At 72.2% G+C, this 16,036-nt stretch carries 12 protein-coding genes; 7 read left to right on the forward strand and 5 right to left on the reverse strand.

Features of this window, described 5'->3' with window-relative positions:
- Positions 1-406 precede the first annotated feature (406 nt).
- Both AB0D93_RS30465 and ptsP read left to right on the forward strand, forming a co-directional pair.
- Positions 407-856, forward strand: coding sequence for a PTS glucose transporter subunit IIA (locus AB0D93_RS30465; RefSeq protein WP_362126098.1), 450 nt, complete (start codon positions 407-409; stop codon positions 854-856).
- A gap of 78 nt (positions 857-934) precedes the next feature.
- Entirely contained in the window at positions 935-2,605 is a 1,671-nt protein-coding gene (ptsP, locus tag AB0D93_RS30470) for a phosphoenolpyruvate--protein phosphotransferase (protein WP_362126101.1), read from the forward strand.
- Positions 2,606-2,674: 69 nt separating this feature from the next.
- Here the strand turns inward: ptsP and AB0D93_RS30475 are convergent, their stop codons facing one another.
- Both AB0D93_RS30475 and AB0D93_RS30480 read right to left on the reverse strand, forming a co-directional pair.
- The gene (locus tag AB0D93_RS30475; RefSeq protein WP_362126104.1) at positions 2,675-3,568 is read right to left on the reverse strand and encodes a hypothetical protein; all 894 of its coding nucleotides are present in this window, start codon (positions 3,566-3,568) and stop codon (positions 2,675-2,677) included.
- Between the two features lie 24 nt (positions 3,569-3,592).
- The gene (locus tag AB0D93_RS30480) at positions 3,593-4,798 is read right to left on the reverse strand and encodes an MFS transporter (RefSeq protein ID WP_362126107.1); all 1,206 of its coding nucleotides are present in this window, start codon (positions 4,796-4,798) and stop codon (positions 3,593-3,595) included.
- A 129-nt stretch (positions 4,799-4,927) separates the two neighbouring features.
- On the opposite strand from AB0D93_RS30480, the gene AB0D93_RS30485 reads away from it, so the two are divergent.
- Entirely contained in the window at positions 4,928-6,247 is a 1,320-nt protein-coding gene (locus AB0D93_RS30485) for a GntR family transcriptional regulator (protein WP_362126110.1), read from the forward strand.
- Positions 6,248-6,262: 15 nt separating this feature from the next.
- Here the strand turns inward: AB0D93_RS30485 and AB0D93_RS30490 are convergent, their stop codons facing one another.
- Positions 6,263-8,230 carry an acetoacetate--CoA ligase gene (locus AB0D93_RS30490; RefSeq protein ID WP_362126113.1) on the reverse strand — a complete coding sequence of 656 codons (1,968 nt, stop codon included), beginning with the start codon at positions 8,228-8,230 and terminating at the stop codon, positions 6,263-6,265.
- 215 nt (positions 8,231-8,445) lie between these two features.
- Here AB0D93_RS30490 and AB0D93_RS30495 point away from each other — a divergent pair, with 215 nt between their 5' ends.
- A complete protein-coding gene (locus tag AB0D93_RS30495; RefSeq protein WP_362126116.1) occupies positions 8,446-10,806 on the forward strand; it encodes a glycoside hydrolase family 31 protein in 2,361 nt (786 codons plus the stop codon).
- Positions 10,807-10,816: 10 nt separating this feature from the next.
- Here AB0D93_RS30495 and AB0D93_RS30500 read toward each other — a convergent pair whose 3' ends face one another.
- Together AB0D93_RS30500 and AB0D93_RS30505 are read right to left on the reverse strand one after the other, a co-directional pair.
- Complete coding sequence (locus tag AB0D93_RS30500; protein WP_362126119.1) at positions 10,817-11,353, reverse strand: NUDIX domain-containing protein; 537 nt, start codon at positions 11,351-11,353, stop codon at positions 10,817-10,819.
- A gap of 46 nt (positions 11,354-11,399) precedes the next feature.
- Positions 11,400-12,209 (reverse strand): M15 family metallopeptidase, encoded by an 810-nt coding sequence (locus tag AB0D93_RS30505; RefSeq protein WP_362126122.1) that lies wholly within the window; start codon positions 12,207-12,209, stop codon positions 11,400-11,402.
- Between the two features lie 75 nt (positions 12,210-12,284).
- Between AB0D93_RS30505 and AB0D93_RS30510 the strand changes: the two genes are divergently transcribed.
- From AB0D93_RS30510 to AB0D93_RS30520, 3 genes are all read left to right on the forward strand, one after another.
- Positions 12,285-12,731 carry a zinc ribbon domain-containing protein gene (locus tag AB0D93_RS30510; RefSeq protein ID WP_362126124.1) on the forward strand — a complete coding sequence of 149 codons (447 nt, stop codon included), beginning with the start codon at positions 12,285-12,287 and terminating at the stop codon, positions 12,729-12,731.
- Positions 12,728-13,918, forward strand: a complete 1,191-nt coding sequence (locus tag AB0D93_RS30515; RefSeq protein WP_362126126.1) for a lipid-transfer protein — start codon at positions 12,728-12,730, stop codon at positions 13,916-13,918. The genes AB0D93_RS30510 and AB0D93_RS30515 overlap by 4 nt, the downstream gene beginning before the upstream one ends.
- A gap of 134 nt (positions 13,919-14,052) precedes the next feature.
- On the forward strand, positions 14,053-15,702 hold the full coding sequence (locus AB0D93_RS30520) for a GGDEF domain-containing protein (protein ID WP_362126129.1): 1,650 nt from the start codon (positions 14,053-14,055) through the stop codon (positions 15,700-15,702).
- Positions 15,703-16,036 lie beyond the last annotated feature (334 nt).

Genomic DNA, 16,036 nt, shown 5'->3' on the forward strand with positions numbered 1-16,036 from the left:
GTTGACTTTTGGCACGCTGTTGAGTTCTCAAGGAACGGTCGCTTCCTTTGTACTCACCCTCTCGGGCTTTCCTCCGGGCTTCCCTTCGGTGTTTCAAACTCTACCAGGGTTTTTCCGTCTCCCTGACCACCCCCCTGCGGACATGCAGAAGCGGATCCAGAGATAGGATCTGACGAGTTTGGGTTCTGCTGAGCGAGGGCGCTCTCACGGCGCTCCGCCCCAAGCAGGGTTACGACTGTACACGGAGCCTTGAACACGGGGCAAATCCGCGGGGTTGGTGGTCTAGACCACTTGCTGGTAGCTTCTATACGGAACCGCCACTTCACATGACATACCCTGCTGCTCAGCGCCGTCCGGGACAGGCAGTGACGGCCCGTAAGCAGCTCCACTCCTTGGGAGGCTTCCCATGACCACCGTGACGTCCCCTCTTGCCGGACGTGCCATCGGACTGGCCGCCGTGCCGGATCCGGTCTTCTCCGGGGCCATGGTCGGCCCGGGCACCGCGATCGACCCCGTGCGTGAGCCCTCCGAGGCCGTGGCGCCCGTGGACGGCGTCATCGTCTCCCTGCACCCGCACGCCTTCGTCGTCGTGGACGAAAGCGGACACGGCGTGCTCACCCACCTCGGCATCGACACGGTGCAGCTCAACGGCGAAGGTTTCGAGCTGCTCGTCAACAAGGGCGACACCGTCACGCGCGGGCAGGCCGTCGTGCGCTGGAACCCTGCCGCCGTCGAGGCCGCCGGCAAGTCCCCGGTCTGCCCCGTCGTCGCACTCGAAGCCACGGCCGAGTCCCTCTCCGACCTCCGTGACAGCGGAGACGTGAAGGCCGGCGACAGCCTCTTCGCCTGGAACTGACGGCAGTGCCGTCACCCGACGGCGATCAGGACAACCACCGCGGCGGCGGGACCCGCCGCACTATCGGAGACGGGTGAGATGGAGACAACGCTGCGAGGCGTCGGCGTGAGCCACGGCGTGGCCATCGGCGAGGTTCGGCACATGGGGACGGCGGTGCTGGAGCCGCCGGCCAAGCAGATCCCGGCCGACGAGGCCGAGCGTGAGCAGGGGCGTGCTCGCCAGGCCGTGGACGCCGTGGCCGCCGATCTGATGGCGCGCGGCAATCTGGCCGGCGGCGAGGCCCAGGCCGTGCTCGAGGCGCAGGCCATGATGGCCCAGGACCCCGAGCTCATGGCGGATGTGGACCGGCGCATCGCCGTCGGCAGCACGGCCGAGCGTGCGGTGTACGACGCGTTCGCGGCGTACCGGGAGCTGCTGGCCGGCGCGGGCGAGTACCTGGCCGGTCGCGTGGCCGACCTCGATGATGTGCGGAATCGTATCGTCGCCCGGCTGCTGGGCGTTCCGATGCCGGGTGTGCCGGACAGCGACCAGCCGTACGTGCTCGTGGCCCGGGACCTGGCTCCCGCCGACACCGCGCTGCTGGATCCCTCGCTGGTCCTCGGTTTCGTGACCGAGGAGGGCGGGCCGACCAGTCACAGCGCGATCCTGGCGCGGGCGCTGGGGGTGCCGGCGGTGGTGGCGCTGCCGGGCGCCGGTGAGCTGGCCGAGGGCACGGTGATCGCCGTCGACGGCAGCACCGGCGACATCTTCGTGAACCCGAGCGAGGAGAAGAAGGCGCAGCTGCAGGCGGCGGCCGCCGAGCGCAAGGCCGCGCTGGCCGCCTCGACCGGGCCGGGTGCGACCGCGGACGGGCACAAGGTGCCGCTGCTGGCCAATGTGGGCGGTCCCGCGGACGTACCGGCCGCTGTGGAGGCCGGGGCCGAGGGTGTCGGTCTGTTCCGTACCGAGTTCCTGTTCCTGGACGACAGCAAGAACGCTCCTTCCGAGGCGAAGCAGGTGGAGGCCTACCGGCAGGTGCTGGAGGCGTTCCCCGAGGGCCGTGTGGTCGTGCGGGTGCTGGACGCGGGCGCGGACAAACCGCTGGACTTCCTGACGCCGGCTGACGAACCGAACCCCGCGCTGGGCGTGCGTGGTCTGCGGACCCTGCTCGACCACCCCGAGGTGCTGCGTACGCAGCTGACCGCGCTGGCGAAGGCCGCCGAGGGGCTGCCCGTCTACCTCGAGGTCATGGCGCCGATGGTGGCGGACCGCGCGGACGCGAAGGCGTTCGCGGACGCCTGCCGTGAGGCGGGGCTGCAGGCGAAGTTCGGCGCGATGGTGGAGATCCCGTCGGCGGCGCTGCGGGCGCGTTCGATCCTTCAGGAGGTCGAGTTCCTGTCGCTGGGGACCAATGACCTCGCGCAGTACACCTTCGCGGCCGACCGGCAGGTCGGTGCGGTCTCCCGGCTTCAGGACCCGTGGCAGCCGGCGCTGCTGGACCTTGTCGCGCTGTCCGCGGAGTCGGCCAAGGCCGAGGGCAAGAGCTGTGGCGTGTGCGGTGAGGCCGCGTCCGACCCCCTGCTGGCCTGTGTGCTGACCGGTCTGGGTGTCACCTCCCTGTCCATGGGTGCGGCGTCGATTCCCTATGTCCGGGCGACGCTGGCGAAGTACACGCTGGCGCAGTGCGAGCGGGCCGCCGCGGCCGCCCGTGCCGCGGACAGCGCCGAGGAGGCGCGCGGCGCGGCTCAGGCGGTGCTGTCCGGCGAGTAGCCGTGCCGGCGCCTTGGGTGTGCCGGGTTCAGGGGCGTCCCGCCTTCGGGTGGGGCGCCCCTGGTGCGTTCAGTGGCGGTGGCCCGGTGTCCTGCTCGTGTCCCCGAGGTCGGGGGGTTCGCAGTAGTCGACGCCGGATTCCGGGGAGATGAGATCGCCTGATTCGACGTCGGTGCAGTAGGCGTCGAAGACTTCGGAGGCGGTGAGTGGTTCGATGCCGCCGCAGCGCAGTCGCCAGCCGTAGACCCGGTCGGCCGTGTCCGGGGTGCTGGTGCGCAGGACGAGTCCGCCGGGGCTTCGGGTCGCGAGGCCGAGTGCGAGGACACTGGTCAGTTCCAGGACCTCGGCCTCGTCCAGGCGGATGCCGCCGTCGCCGTCCTGGTCGCCGTGCAGGACGGCGACCAGGGTGTCGGGTGGTCCGGAGACGCTGCACACCAGGTGCCGCTCGCCGGGCGGGGCGGTATCGAGGATGCGGACCAGGAGGTCGGAAGCGCGGGTGAAGGCCGCCCTGCCGATGTCCTCGCCGCAGGTGGGGCAGGGTCCGAGGCGGGAGAGCAGGGTGGTGGCGTACTCCCACGTCGCCTGTCGGACGGCTTCGTCCACGAGGGCGGGTACGAGGGTGGCCAGGGGGCGGCCGTCGTAGGGGATGGTGGGGCCCGTGGCCGCGAGTTCCGCGGTGAACCGGGACCGGCTGGCCGGGGCTTCCGGGTCGAGGTCGGCTTGCGCGCAGTAGGTGGCGTAGTCCTCCGGGTCGAAGAGGGCGAGTGTGGTGTGGGTGCCCTGGGCGGCGCGGGCCCTGAGGACGGCCTCGATCTGCCTGAGATAGGTCGCGTGGTCGTCGAACGTGAAGCTGCGGTAGCGCCGCATGGCGCGGAAGTCGTGTTCGTCGGTGAGCAGACCGATGGTGCCGGCGATCTCGCGGCGCAGGACGCGTCGCATGGTCTGGTGGTCGGTGTGCGCCATGTTTCCCCCAAAGTGCGCGGTCGATCAGTGCTCACTCACCGTAACCGGCGGCACTGACAACGGGCTCGGCCGGAGCCGGTCGCGGACCAGGCGGTGCTGAAGTGCGCAGGTCGCGGCGATGGTGGCGCCGAAGACGGTCCAGCCGAGGGGGCCGGTGGCGATGGCGGCGGTGACGGCGAGTGGGCCGAGGCTGCGCTGTCCGGACTGGGCGAGTCCGTGGACGCCGAGGTAGGCGCCCTGCGCGCGGTCCGGAGCGAGGGCCAGGGAGAGTTCCCAGGACACGACTGCGTGCAGCATCTCGGCCAGGGTGAACAGGGCGGCGGATGCGGTGAGCAGGCAGATCGCCCGGGTGGTGCCGCCGGTGGCGGACAGGGCCATGGTGACGCCGCCGGCGGCGGAGGCGGCGGACAGCGGGGTGAGCAGTTTCCTGGCTGCCGCGGTGGTGGTGCCGTAGCGGGCGAGCGGTACCTGGAAGGCGACCACCATCACGTTGTTGAGGACTAGCAGCAGGGGTGCGAGGCCGTGGGGTACGCCCTCGGTGTGGGCGATCCACAGGGGCAGGCCGAGCTGGAAGACGGAGTCGTCGAGGAAGAGGACGAGGTCGGTGGCCACGTACGCGAGGTAGGTGCGGTCGCGCCAGGGGTTCGCCGGCCTGGTGGTGCGGGGTGGGGTGCCGGGGGCGCGGACGCGGCTGGTGGACGGGGGTTCGGCACAGGTCAGGGTGAGGAGGGCGATCGCGAGGAAGGAGAGGGCGTCGCCGGTGAGGAGCCAGCGGTAGGCGGTGGTGGTGCCGAGGGTGAGGGCGGCAGCGGCGGCGAGTCCGCCCAGGGCCCAGCCGGCGTTGGACGCGGTGCGGTTGACGGCCTGGTAGCGGACGCGGTCGGGTCCGGCGACGCGGGTGGCGTAGAGCTTGGTGAGGACGCTGGAGGCGCGGTCGCCGAGGCTGCCGACGGCGGAGATCGCGAGCAGGGGGAGGTAGTGGTCGGTGGTGAGCAGGCCGAAGGACGCCAGGGCGCGCAGGAGTTGGATTCCGGTCAGGATCCGGGTGAGGGGGAAGCGGTCGGCCATGCGTCCGCCGAGGGGTGCGCCCGCGATGCCGACGGCGCCGGAGACGGCGGCGAGGGTGCCGACCTGGGCGACGGAGAGGCCGGAGACGTAGGTGAAGTACAGGACGGAGACGGATGCCCACAGGCCGCTGCCGATGCGGTCGGTGAGGGTGATGAGGAGCATCCGGCGTCCGTCGCGGCCGCCTGGTATGCGTGACGGCCGGGTCGCGGCCTCGGACGTGGCGTCCACTGTTCCCCCTTGGACGGAGCTTGTCCCTTGCTCCGAGTTATGTATTGGTACATAATTATCAACGTGGCAACACAATATGAGATCAGTGGTACGACGGCCAGGGGAATTGCGGGATCCGTCGAACGGGGCGTGGCCGAAGGAGCACTGACCCCGGGAGTGGCGCTGCCGCCCGTGCGGCGGCTCGCGGACGACCTGGGGGTGAGTCCGGGCACGGTCGCCACGGCCTACAAGGAGTTGCGGCGGCGCGGCATCGTCGTCACGCGCGGCCGGGGCGGCACCGTGGTCGCTCCGGCTCCCGCGGTCGCGTCGCGTCGGCCGCCGAAGGTGCCCGAAGGGCTGCGGGACCTGGCCGGCGGACACCCCGACCCGGCGCTGCTGCCCGCTCTGCTGCCGCCGTCACGCCTTTCCCCCGGTGCTCACTCGCATCGCTCCGCGCCCCGGCTGGCGCGGCTCGAGGACGCGGTGCGCGACTGGCTGGGAGCGGACGGGGTCCCCGTGGACCACGTGACGTTCGCGCACGGAGCGCTGGATCTGATCGACCGCGTGCTGTCGGTCGAACTGCGTTCCGGCGACGCCGTGGCCATGGAGGATCCGGGGTACCACCATCTGCTCGATCTGGTCGCGGCGCTGGGGCTGCGCACCGTACCGGTCGTCGTGGACGACGAGGGGATGCGCCCGGAGGCCCTGCGCGAAGCGCTCGGGGCCGGGGTGCGGGCCGTCGTGTTCAGCCCGCGCGCGCAGAACCCGTACGGCGGCTGCTTCTCCGCCGCCCGTCGCGATGCCCTGGCCGAGGTGCTGCGGGGCGCGCCCGACGTGCTCGTGGTGGAGAACGACCATGCCTCCGAGGTGGCCGGCGCCACGCTGCACACGGTGACCGGCAGCGGGCTCACGCGCTGGGTCCACGTGCGCTCCGTGAGCAAGTTCCTGGGGACCGATCTGCGCTGGGCGGCCGCGGCCTGTGACCCGGTCACGCTCGCCCGGCACGACGGCAGGCTGCTGATGACCTCGGGCTGGGTCAGTCACCTGTTGCAGGAGACCGTGTACGGACTGATGACGGACGAGGACACGCGCGCGCTGGTGGCACGCGCGCGTGAGACGTACGCGCTGCGGCGCTCCGCGCTGGCCGGTGAGCTGGCCGTACGGGGGGTCGTGGCGCACGCCGCGAGCGGCCTGAACCTGTGGGTGCCCGTGCGCGATGAGTCGGCGGTGGTCAACGGGTTGCGGTCGTACGGCTGGTGGGTCGCCGCGGGGGCGAGGTTCCGGCTGGCTGCCGGGCCGGGGGTGCGGATCGCGACCGCGGGCCTGGAGCCGGCCGACGCGGCTCGTCTGGCCTCGGACTTCGCCACCGTGCTGGGCGAGTCCGAGGCCACCTATGGAGGGTGATTCCCCGTTGGGCGGTCAGGCGCGCTTGCGGGCGAGCTCCTCGTAGAAGCCGAGCAGGGCGAGGTTGTCGATGGATCCGGGGTTGACCGCCTTCTCCAGCGGCGTGCCCTGCAGCAGGCGCTTGACGGGGACCTCGATGCGCTTGCCGGTGAGGGTGTGCGGGACGCCGGGTACCTCGATGATCTCGTCCGGTACGTGGCGCGGCGAGAGCTGTTCGCGGATCGTCTGCTTGATGCGGGTCAGGAGTGCCTCGTCGAGGGCGGCGCCGGGTGCGAGGTGCACGAACAGCGGCATCCAGTAGCCGCCGTCGGGCTGCTCGAGACCGATGACGAGGGACTCCTTGATCTCGGGCAGGCGCTCGACGACCTCGTAGATGTCGGCCGAGCCCATGCGCACGCCCTGCCGGTTGAGGGTGGAGTCGGAGCGGCCGTGGATGATCACGGTGCCGCGTGCGGTGACCGTGATCCAGTCGCCGTGTCGCCAGACGCCGGGGTAGGTGTCGAAGTAGCTGTCGTGGTAGCGGCTGCCGTCGGGGTCGTTCCAGAAGCGGATCGGCATGGAGGGCATGGGGTTGGTGACGACCAGCTCGCCGACCTCGTCGATGACGGGCTTGCCGCTGGGGTCCCAGGCCTGCAGGTCGGTGCCGAGGCCGGGCGCCTGGAGTTCGCCGGTGTACACGGGGAGGGTCGGTACGCCCCCGGCGAAGCAGGAACAGACGTCGGTGCCACCGCTGACGGAGGCGATCCACAGGTCGTCGCGGACCTCGTCGTGCAGCCAGCGGAAGCCGTCGGGCGGCAGCGGGGAGCCGGTGGTGGCGACGCACTTCACGGCGGACAGGTCGAAGTCGCGCGCGGGGTGGACGCCGGCCTTGCGGCAGGCCATGACGTACGCGGCCGAGGTGCCGTAGAGGGTGGCACCGGTGCGCTCGGCGACCCGCCACTGGGCTCCGGTGTCCGGGTAGCCGGGGCTGCCGTCGTACAGGACGATCGTCGTGCCCGTGAGCAGGCCGGAGACGAGGAAGTTCCACATCATCCAGCCGGTCGAGGTGTACCAGAAGAAACGGTCCTCGGGACCGAGGTCGCAGTGCAGGCCGAGCTGCTTGAGGTGCTCGACCAGGATGCCGCCCTGGGACTGCACGATGGCCTTGGGCAGGCCGGTCGTGCCGGAGGAGTAGAGCACCCACAGCGGGTGGTCGAACGGGACCTGCTCGAAGACGGGCTCGGTGTCGCCCGCCGTCAGCGCCGACCACTCCAGGGCGCCCTCGGGTGCCTCGGTGCCGAGCAGCGGGATGTGGACCACGGCACGCACCGTGGGCAGCTCGCGGCGCAGTTCGGCGACGATCTCCCGGCGGTCGTGCTCCTTGCCGCCGTAGCGGTAGCCGTCGACGGTGAACAGGACGACGGGTTCGACCTGCTGGAAGCGGTCGAGGACGCTCCGGGCACCGAAGTCGGGGGCGCAGGAGGTCCAGACGGCGCCGACGGCGGCCGTGGCCAGCAGGGCGACGACGGCCTGCGGGACGTTGGGCAGGTAGCCGCTGACGCGGTCGCCGGGGCGGACGCCGAGGGCGCGGAGTTCGGCGGTGAGGGAGCCGACCTGGCGGCGCAGCTCGGACCAGGTCACCGGGCGCGGCTCATGGGTCTCGTCGACGTACAGGAGGGCCGGTTCGTCCGCGCGGTCGGCCGCGGCGCGCAGGGCGTGCTCGGCGTAGTTGAGGGTGGCTCCGGGGAACCACTGGGCGCCGGGCATGGCGCGGTCGCCGAGCACGCGCGCACAGGGCGTCGAGAAGCGGACGTCGAACCACTCCGTGACGGCCTTCCAGAAGGCCTCCAGCTGGTCGACCGACCATTGGTGCAGGGCGGGATAGCCCCCTTCGGCCGGGGCGCCGTGGTGCTCGGCGGCCCATGCCTGGAACCGCGTGATGCGGGCCTGGGCGATCCGCTCGGGGTCGGGCTGCCAGAGCGGCTGGGGGTTCGCGGTCGTCATGGGGGCGGCTCCCGGGCTGTGCGCGTCGTGTGCGTCGGTCCGCGCACGGGCTGGGGTGTGCGCGTGACGCGGCTGACAGGGACGATGCCATGTGATCGACTTCTGCACCAGGGTGCGCCCCACATAGTCCATGTCGTGAAGATGTGGTCCTGGCACGGGTGAACGGCAGTTGAACGACACGCGCGCGTGGGGTGGGCAGTGGCAGGGTGAGCAGCATGGACGGTCGTGACCTGGTGCGTTCGGTGGGTGTGGTGGGTGCGGGGAGGGCGGCGCGGGGGTTGCGTACCGTACGGGCCGCGTGGCGCAGGCGGCGGATCGACGCCGCGGGGCTGCCGCGGCGGGGTGCCGAGCGGGCGCGGGTTCCGGGCCAGGTGGAGGGGGTGGAGCCGGGGCCCGGTGGTGGTCTGATCCGGTTCGGCCGGTCCGAGCTGCGGGTCACCGTCGCGGTGAACGGGGCGGTGTTCTGGGGATGGGACGGGGCGGGCCCCCTGCCGTCGTACGCGCTCGCGGGGAACTGTCCGGAGCCGGACCCGCGGGCGGTGCTGGAGCCGGACAAGGACGGCGGCTGGCGGGTGGTCGCCGAGCGGGTGACGATCACCGTCTCACGGCACGGCGCGGTGGAGGTGTGCACGCCGGGCGGGGTGACCCTGCGGCGGGACCTGCCGCCGCGCTGGTGGGAGCCGGTCGGCGGGGGCACGGCACGGTGGATGCAGCGGTCGGAGGTGCCGGCGGACGCGCGCGTCTTCGGTCTGGGCGGCCGGGCCCGCGGACCGAGGCTGCGCAACGGCACGTACCGGCTGTGGAACACCGATCCCGGCCGGGCGTTCGGTCCCGGGGACGATCCGCTGTACCTGACGATGCCGGTGCAGTTCGTGGTGGCGGACGCCGGCACGCATCTGGTCTTCCACGACACCACGTGGGACGGGACGGTGGTCCTGCGCGAGGGCGAGGAGGGCGCCGGGTCCGGGCACGACCGGACGGGCCGCTGCGAGGTGCGGATGGACGGCGGTCCGCTGCGCTGCTGGGTGATGGTGGGCACCCCCGCGCGCGTGCTGCACACCTGGGCCTCGCTGACGGGGGCGCCCGCACTGCCGCCCGCGTGGGCGCTCGGCCACCAGCACGCGCGGTGGGGGTTCGGCAGCGAGCAGGAGGTGCGGCGGATCGTCGCCGGGTACCAGGAGCGCGGTCTGCCGCTGGACGCCGTGCACCTGGACATCGACCACTACGCCGACCACCAGGTGTTCACCGTCGACCAGGAGCGCTTTCCCAAGCTGCCGCAGTTCGCCGAGGAACTGCGCCGGGACGGCATCCGGCTGGTGTCGATCGTCGACCCCGCCGTGAAGGCGGCGCCCGGCAACGCCGTGTACGACAGCGGCTCGGCCGTGGACGCGTTCGTGCGGGACTCCACCGGGCGCACGGTACGCGGGGTCGTGTGGGCCGGGGAGTCGGTCTACCCGGACTTCACGCACCCGCGCGTGCGCAAGTGGTGGGGCGCGCTGTACGAGGAGCGGCTGGGGCAGGGCTTCGCGGGCTTCTGGCACGACATGAACGAGCCGACGTCGTTCAACGCCTTCGGGGAGCCGACCCTGCCGCGGTCGGCCCGGCACGCGCTGGAGGGGCGGGGCGGCGACCACCGGGAAGCGCACAACGTGTACGGCCTCTGCATGGCGCGGGCGGGCTACGAGGGGCTGCGCGAGCTGTCCCCCGGGGAGCGGCCCTTCCTGTTCTCCCGGTCGGGCTGGGCGGGGATGCAGCGGTACGGGGGCACCTGGTCCGGGGACGTGGCGACGGGCTGGCCCGGGCTGCGGGCGTCGCTGTCGCTGGTGCTGGGCCTCGGGCTGTGCGGGGTGCCGTACTCGGGTCCGGACGTGGGCGGTTTCGACGGGAGTCCGTCGCCGGAGCTGTATCTGAGGTGGTTCCAGCTCGGCGCGTATCTGCCGCTGTTCCGCACCCACGCGAGTCTGCGGGCGGGGCGCCGCGAGCCCTGGGAGTTCGGTGCCGAGGTGCTGGAGCACGCGCGCGCGGCGCTGCTCGAACGCCGGCGGCTGCAGCCGTACTTCGTGACGCTGGCGCATCTGGCCCGGCGTACCGGCGCACCCTATGTGCGGCCGTTGTGGTGGGGGGCGCCGGAGGACCGGGCGCTGCGCGACTGCGAGGACGCGTTCCTGCTCGGGGACGGTCTGCTGGTGGCTCCGGTACTGGACCCGGGTGCCGACCGGCGTGCGGTGCAGCTGCCCCGGGGCCGCTGGTACGACACGGTGACGGAGGAGGCGTACCAGGGCCCGGGGCAGGTCCTCGTCGAGGCGCCGCTGTCGCGGACACCCGTGTTCGCACGGGCGGGGGCGGTCATCCCCGTGCGCGGTGCCGACGGCGGCCTGGAGCTGGAGGTGTGGGCACCCGCGCGTGGCCGGACGGGCGGCGGTCTGGTCGTGCCGGACGCGGGCGACGGGTGGGACGTACCGGAACTCGAACGCTACGTCGCCCGCCGGCAGGGCGGCGGGGTGGTGGTCACCCGGGAGCAGGTGGACGGCTCCGCCGAGCCGCCTTACCCGGTGCGGGTGCGGGGGCTCGGCTGAGCGGCGCCGCTCAGACGTACCTGCCCTCGAACCAGGCCCGTACGGCCGTGGTGTGCAGCGGGAAGGCGAGCTCCTCGGGCCTGCGCAGCAGCCGCCAGCCCTCCGTCTCGTCCGTGGGGTCGGAGGGCGGGAGTCCGTCCACCGGGCGCTCCGGGAGGAGCCCGAAGAGCAGCAGGTGTCCGTCGGGCGAGCTCATGGCGTCCACGAGCCGCACGTCGCGCGTGGCCGCGTCGATGCCGGTCTCCTCCTTGAGCTCGCGAACGACGGCCTGCTTCCAGTCCTCCCGGTCGTCGATGTAGCCCCCGGGCAGTGCCGTGCCTCCGCGCGCGGGGGCGATGGTGCGGGTGATGACGACCAGGGCCGTGCCCTTGGTGTCGTACACGGGCTGGAGCGCGATCGCCACCGGCAGCGGATTGCGGTAGGCGACGGCACCGCAGGACGGGCAGGTGCGCGGCCAGCCGGAAACGCCCTCCCCGTAGGGCGCTCCGCAACTCGAACAGTGTGAGTCCGGTACGGAGTTGACAGTCGGTTGTTGAGTTTCGGACACGCGCGGACTGTATCCGATCGGAGGAGGGCCATCTTCCGGAGGTTGGTCAGCCGCCGTTGACGAGCGACTTCCGGGACACGGGGAAGTCGAAATAGGTGTCCGGGTAGGGCTCCGGCTTGTACGTGTAGTGCCACCACTCCTCGGCGAGGTTCACGAAGCCGAGGCTCTCCATGGTGTTCTTGAGCAGCAGGCGGTTGGCGCGCTGTTCGCCCTGGACGCGCGGGTCGAGCGTGTGCGCGAGGGTGTCGAAGCAGTCGAATCCGGTGCCCATGTCGACGGAGTTGTCGGGGAACCGCTCGGTCTTGGGCGCGTAGCAGGGCACGAGCGGCTGTCCGCGGCGGTACGGCCGGGTCGGCCTCGCGGGGAGCCTCACGATCGTGAGGTCCATGGTCGAGCCGCGACTGTGGCCGGATTTCTCCGCGATGTAGCCGTCCGCGAACAGACGGGTCTTGTCGACGTTCGGGTAGAACTCGCCCTTCATCGCCTGGTCGTCCAGGTCCTCGGCCCAGCGGACGAAGTGGTCCACGGCGCGCTGGGGCCGGTAGCAGTCGTAGACCTTCAGGGTGTAGCCCTCGCGCAGCAGTTGGACCTGCGCCTCGTGGAGGGCTTCGGCGGCGGGGCGGGTGAGGATGCAGATCGGCTGCTCGTAGCCGTCGATGCGTTCGCCGACGAAGTTGTGCGGGGTGAAGTAGCGGATCTCCTGGACGATCGTCGGGTCCACGGTCGACAGGGCCACGAAGTCCTTCGGAGCTCTGGGTTCCGTGGTCGCCCGGGCGGTGGCGGAGGCGGCGGTCACGGCCAGCAGGGCGGCGAGGGCGGTGACGAGACCGCGGACTGCGCTGGTGAGTCGTGTCATGTCTCCGCCCTGCCCATTTCCCGGTGTCCGTGACACACTTCTGACACAGTGTCAGATCTCGGGGAGGGAGGGACTTTGTCCCGGACGCGTACACCCGCGGTCGCCGGCTGGTTCACCGGTGAGGGGGACGGCTTCCGGCTGCTGGGCACCCGCTGCTCGTCCTGCGCCTCGGTGTTCTTCCCGCGCGAGGACGTCCACTGCCGCAATCCGCACTGCCCCGGCGGCCCGCTGGGGGAAGTGGCCTTGTCGCGAAGAGGGCGGATCTGGTCGTACACGGACGGCCGGTACCGGCCGCCGTCACCCTATGTGAGCAATCCGGAACTTCCGTGGGAGCCGTACGCGTTGATCGCGGTGGAGCTCGAGGCCGAGCGGATCGTGGTGCTGGGACAGGCGGCTCCCGGGGTCACCGTCGCCGATCTGACGGTGGGCATGGAGGTGGAGGTCGTTCCCGGAGTGCTCCACGAGGACGCGGAGACGACCTGGACGACCTGGCACTGGCGGCCGACGGGGGTGAGGGCGTGACGACGGACGTGGCGGTGCTCGGCGCGGGCATGCACCCATGGGGCAAGTGGGGCCGCTCCTTCGTGGAGTACGGGACGGCGGCAGCCCGTGCGGCACTCACGGACGCCGGTGTGGACTGGCGGGACGTCGGCTCGGTCGTGGGCGCGGACACGGTGCGTGGCGGCTATCCCGGGTACGTGGCGGGAGCGACGTTCGCCAAGGCCCTGGGCTGGCAGGGAGCCAGGGTCGCCAGTGTCTACGCGGCGTGTGCCTCCGGAGCACAGGCGTTGGCCACGGCCCGGGCGCAGATCCTCGCCGGGCTCGCGGACGTCGTCCTCGTGGTGGGGGCGGACGCGGCGCCCAAGGGGTTCTTCCGGCCCGCGGGCGGGGACCGTCCCGAGGATCCGGACTGGCTGCGCTTCCGCCTGCTGGGCGCGACGAACCCGACGTACTTCGGGCTGTACGCGCGGCGGCGGATGGCGGTGCACGGGGACACGCCGGAGGATTTCGCCCTGGTCAAGGTGAAGAACGCCGCGATGGGCGCGCTCAACCCGTACGCCCGCTACCGCGCGCGGGTCACCGCCGAGGAGGTGGCCGCCTCCGCGGTGGTCGCCGATCCGCTGCGGCTGCTCGACATCTGCGCGACCTCCGACGGCGGCGCGGCGCTGGTGCTCTCCAGTGTGGACTTCGCCCACCGGCACGGCGTGTCCCGTCCGGTGCGGATCCGGGCGGTGTCGACGGTGACCCCGCGCTTCCCGAACACGGTGCTGGACCTGCCGGACATCGCCACGGACTCGGCCGTGGCGGTGGAAGCCCCCGGGGAGACCTTCCGGGCCTCCATCGCCCGAGCGGCCTACGAGGAGGCGGGCATCGGCCCCGAGGACCTGTCCCTGGCCGAGGTCTACGACCTGTCCACCGCGCTGGAGTTGCAGTGGTACGAGGACCTGGGGCTGTGCGGCGAGGGCGAGGGGGCGAAGCTTCTGCGGGAGGGGGCGACGGCTCCGGGCGGCCGCATACCCGTCAACTCCAGTGGCGGACTGGCCTCCTTCGGGGAGGCGGTCCCGGCCCAGGCCATCGCCCAGGTCTGCGAGCTGACCTGGCAGCTGAGAGGCACCGCGGGCGACCGGCAGATCACCGGGGCCCGCACGGGGATCTCCGCGAACCAGGGGCTGTTCGGGCACGGATCGGCGGTGGTCGCGGTGGCATGACGGAGACCGGCTCGGGCGTCCTGGGACCCCTGTGACTACAGAGGCCTTCCACGCTGCGTGACCGACCCGGAATCCTGTGTGAACGTCTCATGAACTGCGCCTGGGCGCAGTCGGGCAGCGCAATCATGCTCCACGTGCACTCCTGGACGGACACTCTCCGCTTCGCCTTCCAGCCGGTGGTCAACCTGAGGACGGGCGCGGTCGCCGCCCTGGAGACGCTCGCCCGTCCGGAGACCGGGGACATCCTGGCCGAGGCCCGCCGGGACCCCGAACTCGACGGCAGGCTGACGGTGTTGGCGCTCCGTGCCGCGACGCGGAAGGAGACCCTGCTGCCGCTGCACCTCAACGTGTTCGCGGCCACCCTCGCCGACCTCGGCGGCCTCACCCCGCTGCACGACGCCGTGCGCGCGGCCGGGCGCCTGCCCTGGGAGGTGACGCTGGACGTGGTCCCGCCCTACACGCACGTACCGCAGCGGGCCCTGCTGGAGGCCGTGGCCGTGCTGCGCGAGCAGGGGTTCCGGATCAGCGCGGACGGCATCGGGGACGGCGACGTACCGCTCAGGCTGCTCACCGACCTCACGCCCGACCTGGTCAAGCTCGACGCCTCGTTGCTGTCGCGGCCGGCCGCGGTGCGCGCGATGCGGACGCTGTGCGAGGAACTGGGTGCCCTGGTCGCGGTGGAGGGCGTCGAGACCGAACTGCAGTGTGCGGCGGCTCTGTCGGCCGGGGCGCAGCTGGCCCAGGGCGAGCTGTTCGCGCCGCCGGCCCGGATCCCCGTCGCGGACGTATACGTTCCGCCCCGCTCCCCCGGCGCCGTCGGCGTCCCCCGGTCCGGGCCGTCGGTGCGGGAGTTCGTACGCCCGGCCGCCGTGCTGCCGGTGACCGCCCGGGCCGGGCAGGTGCGGGCGCTGCTGACCGGGTCGCCGGACGTCTCGGGTGTGCTGCTGGTGGACCAGGCGGGCAGGCCTGTGCGGTCGGTGCACCGTTCCCGCTTCCTGCTGACCATGTCCGGTCGTTACGGCCACGCCCTGTACGCCGACCGGCCGGCCTTCAAGCTGGGTGACGTGCCCCGCACCGTCGGTGTCGACGCCACCGCCTGGGAGGTGCTGGACGTCGTCGCGATCGGCGGCCGGGACCGGACCTCCGACGATGTCGCGGTGATCGACAGGCACGGGCGGTGCGTGGGCGTCGTACGGCTCGCGGACCTGGTGCGGGCCCTGGCCGAGAGCCGGGTCGAGGAGGCGGCCGGGCTCAATCCGCTGACCCGGCTGCCCGGTTCGGACAGCGTCACCGGCGAGGTGGACCGGTGGATCGCCGACGGCCGGACGTTCGCCCTCAGTTGGCTGGACATCGACCATTTCAAACAGGTCAACGACGGTGCCGGGTTCGCCGCGGGCGACGAACTGATCCGGTCGGTGGGGCGAGCGCTGCAGCAGGCGGTCGCCGGGCACGCGCGCGTGGGGCACATCGGCGGTGACGACTTCCTGGTGCTGGCCACGGAGGAGGCGCTCGACCCGCTGGTCGCCGCCGTGCTCGACGCGCCCTGGTCGGCGGGCGGCCGGCCGGTCACCCTCTCCCTCGCGACCGTCGTGTGCACACCGGGAAGCGTGGGCGACCACCGCCAGGCCGCTGCCCAGCTCGCACCGCTGAAGAAGGCGGCCAAGGCGCTGCGCGGAGCGAGCTGGGTGCTCGGGCGCGCCGGGCTGTCCGGCCACGAGGTCCGGCGCGGCTCGGGAGCGGCGCCGGCACAGGCCGGCTACGCGACCGCCGAACCAGGGTGGTGAACGTCCTCACCGTATGTGCCCGTTGAACAAGACACCATATGGGCCCGTCGCCCCGGACATGCATGGCCCGTTGCACCGGGCAGGCATGGGCCCGTTGAACCGCGCACGCATGTGTCCGTTGAACCGCGCAGGCATGTGTCCGTTGAACCGCGCACGCATGTCCCGGTTGAACCGGGCAACAACGGCCGGGCCACCGGGCGCCCGGCTGTCACCGTCGCCGTCGGCAACCTTGACGCCCCCGTGGCGCCGGTGAACACTTCCCGGTGTCGGCCGACATCGCCGTACATTCGCGGTGTTATCAGGCACAGCGCCACGGGTCTGTCCTTTTCCACGG

It is taken from the genome of Streptomyces sp. NPDC048191 (assembly GCF_040652655.1).
Lineage (GTDB): Bacteria > Actinomycetota > Actinomycetes > Streptomycetales > Streptomycetaceae > Streptomyces.

What these genes read in the sequence shown, in the direction of transcription:
- AB0D93_RS30465 (WP_362126098.1), top strand. Translation starts at nt 407, where the DNA reads ATGACCACCGTGACGTCCCCTCTTGCCGGACGTGCCATCGGACTGGCC.
- ptsP (WP_362126101.1), top strand. Translation starts at nt 935, where the DNA reads ATGGAGACAACGCTGCGAGGCGTCGGCGTGAGCCACGGCGTGGCCATC.
- AB0D93_RS30475 (WP_362126104.1), bottom strand. Translation starts at nt 3,568, where the DNA reads ATGGCGCACACCGACCACCAGACCATGCGACGCGTCCTGCGCCGCGAG.
- AB0D93_RS30480 (WP_362126107.1), bottom strand. Translation starts at nt 4,798, where the DNA reads ATGCTCCTCATCACCCTCACCGACCGCATCGGCAGCGGCCTGTGGGCA.
- AB0D93_RS30490 (WP_362126113.1), bottom strand. Translation starts at nt 8,230, where the DNA reads ATGACGACCGCGAACCCCCAGCCGCTCTGGCAGCCCGACCCCGAGCGG.
- AB0D93_RS30495 (WP_362126116.1), top strand. Translation starts at nt 8,446, where the DNA reads ATGGACGGTCGTGACCTGGTGCGTTCGGTGGGTGTGGTGGGTGCGGGG.
- AB0D93_RS30505 (WP_362126122.1), bottom strand. Translation starts at nt 12,209, where the DNA reads ATGACACGACTCACCAGCGCAGTCCGCGGTCTCGTCACCGCCCTCGCC.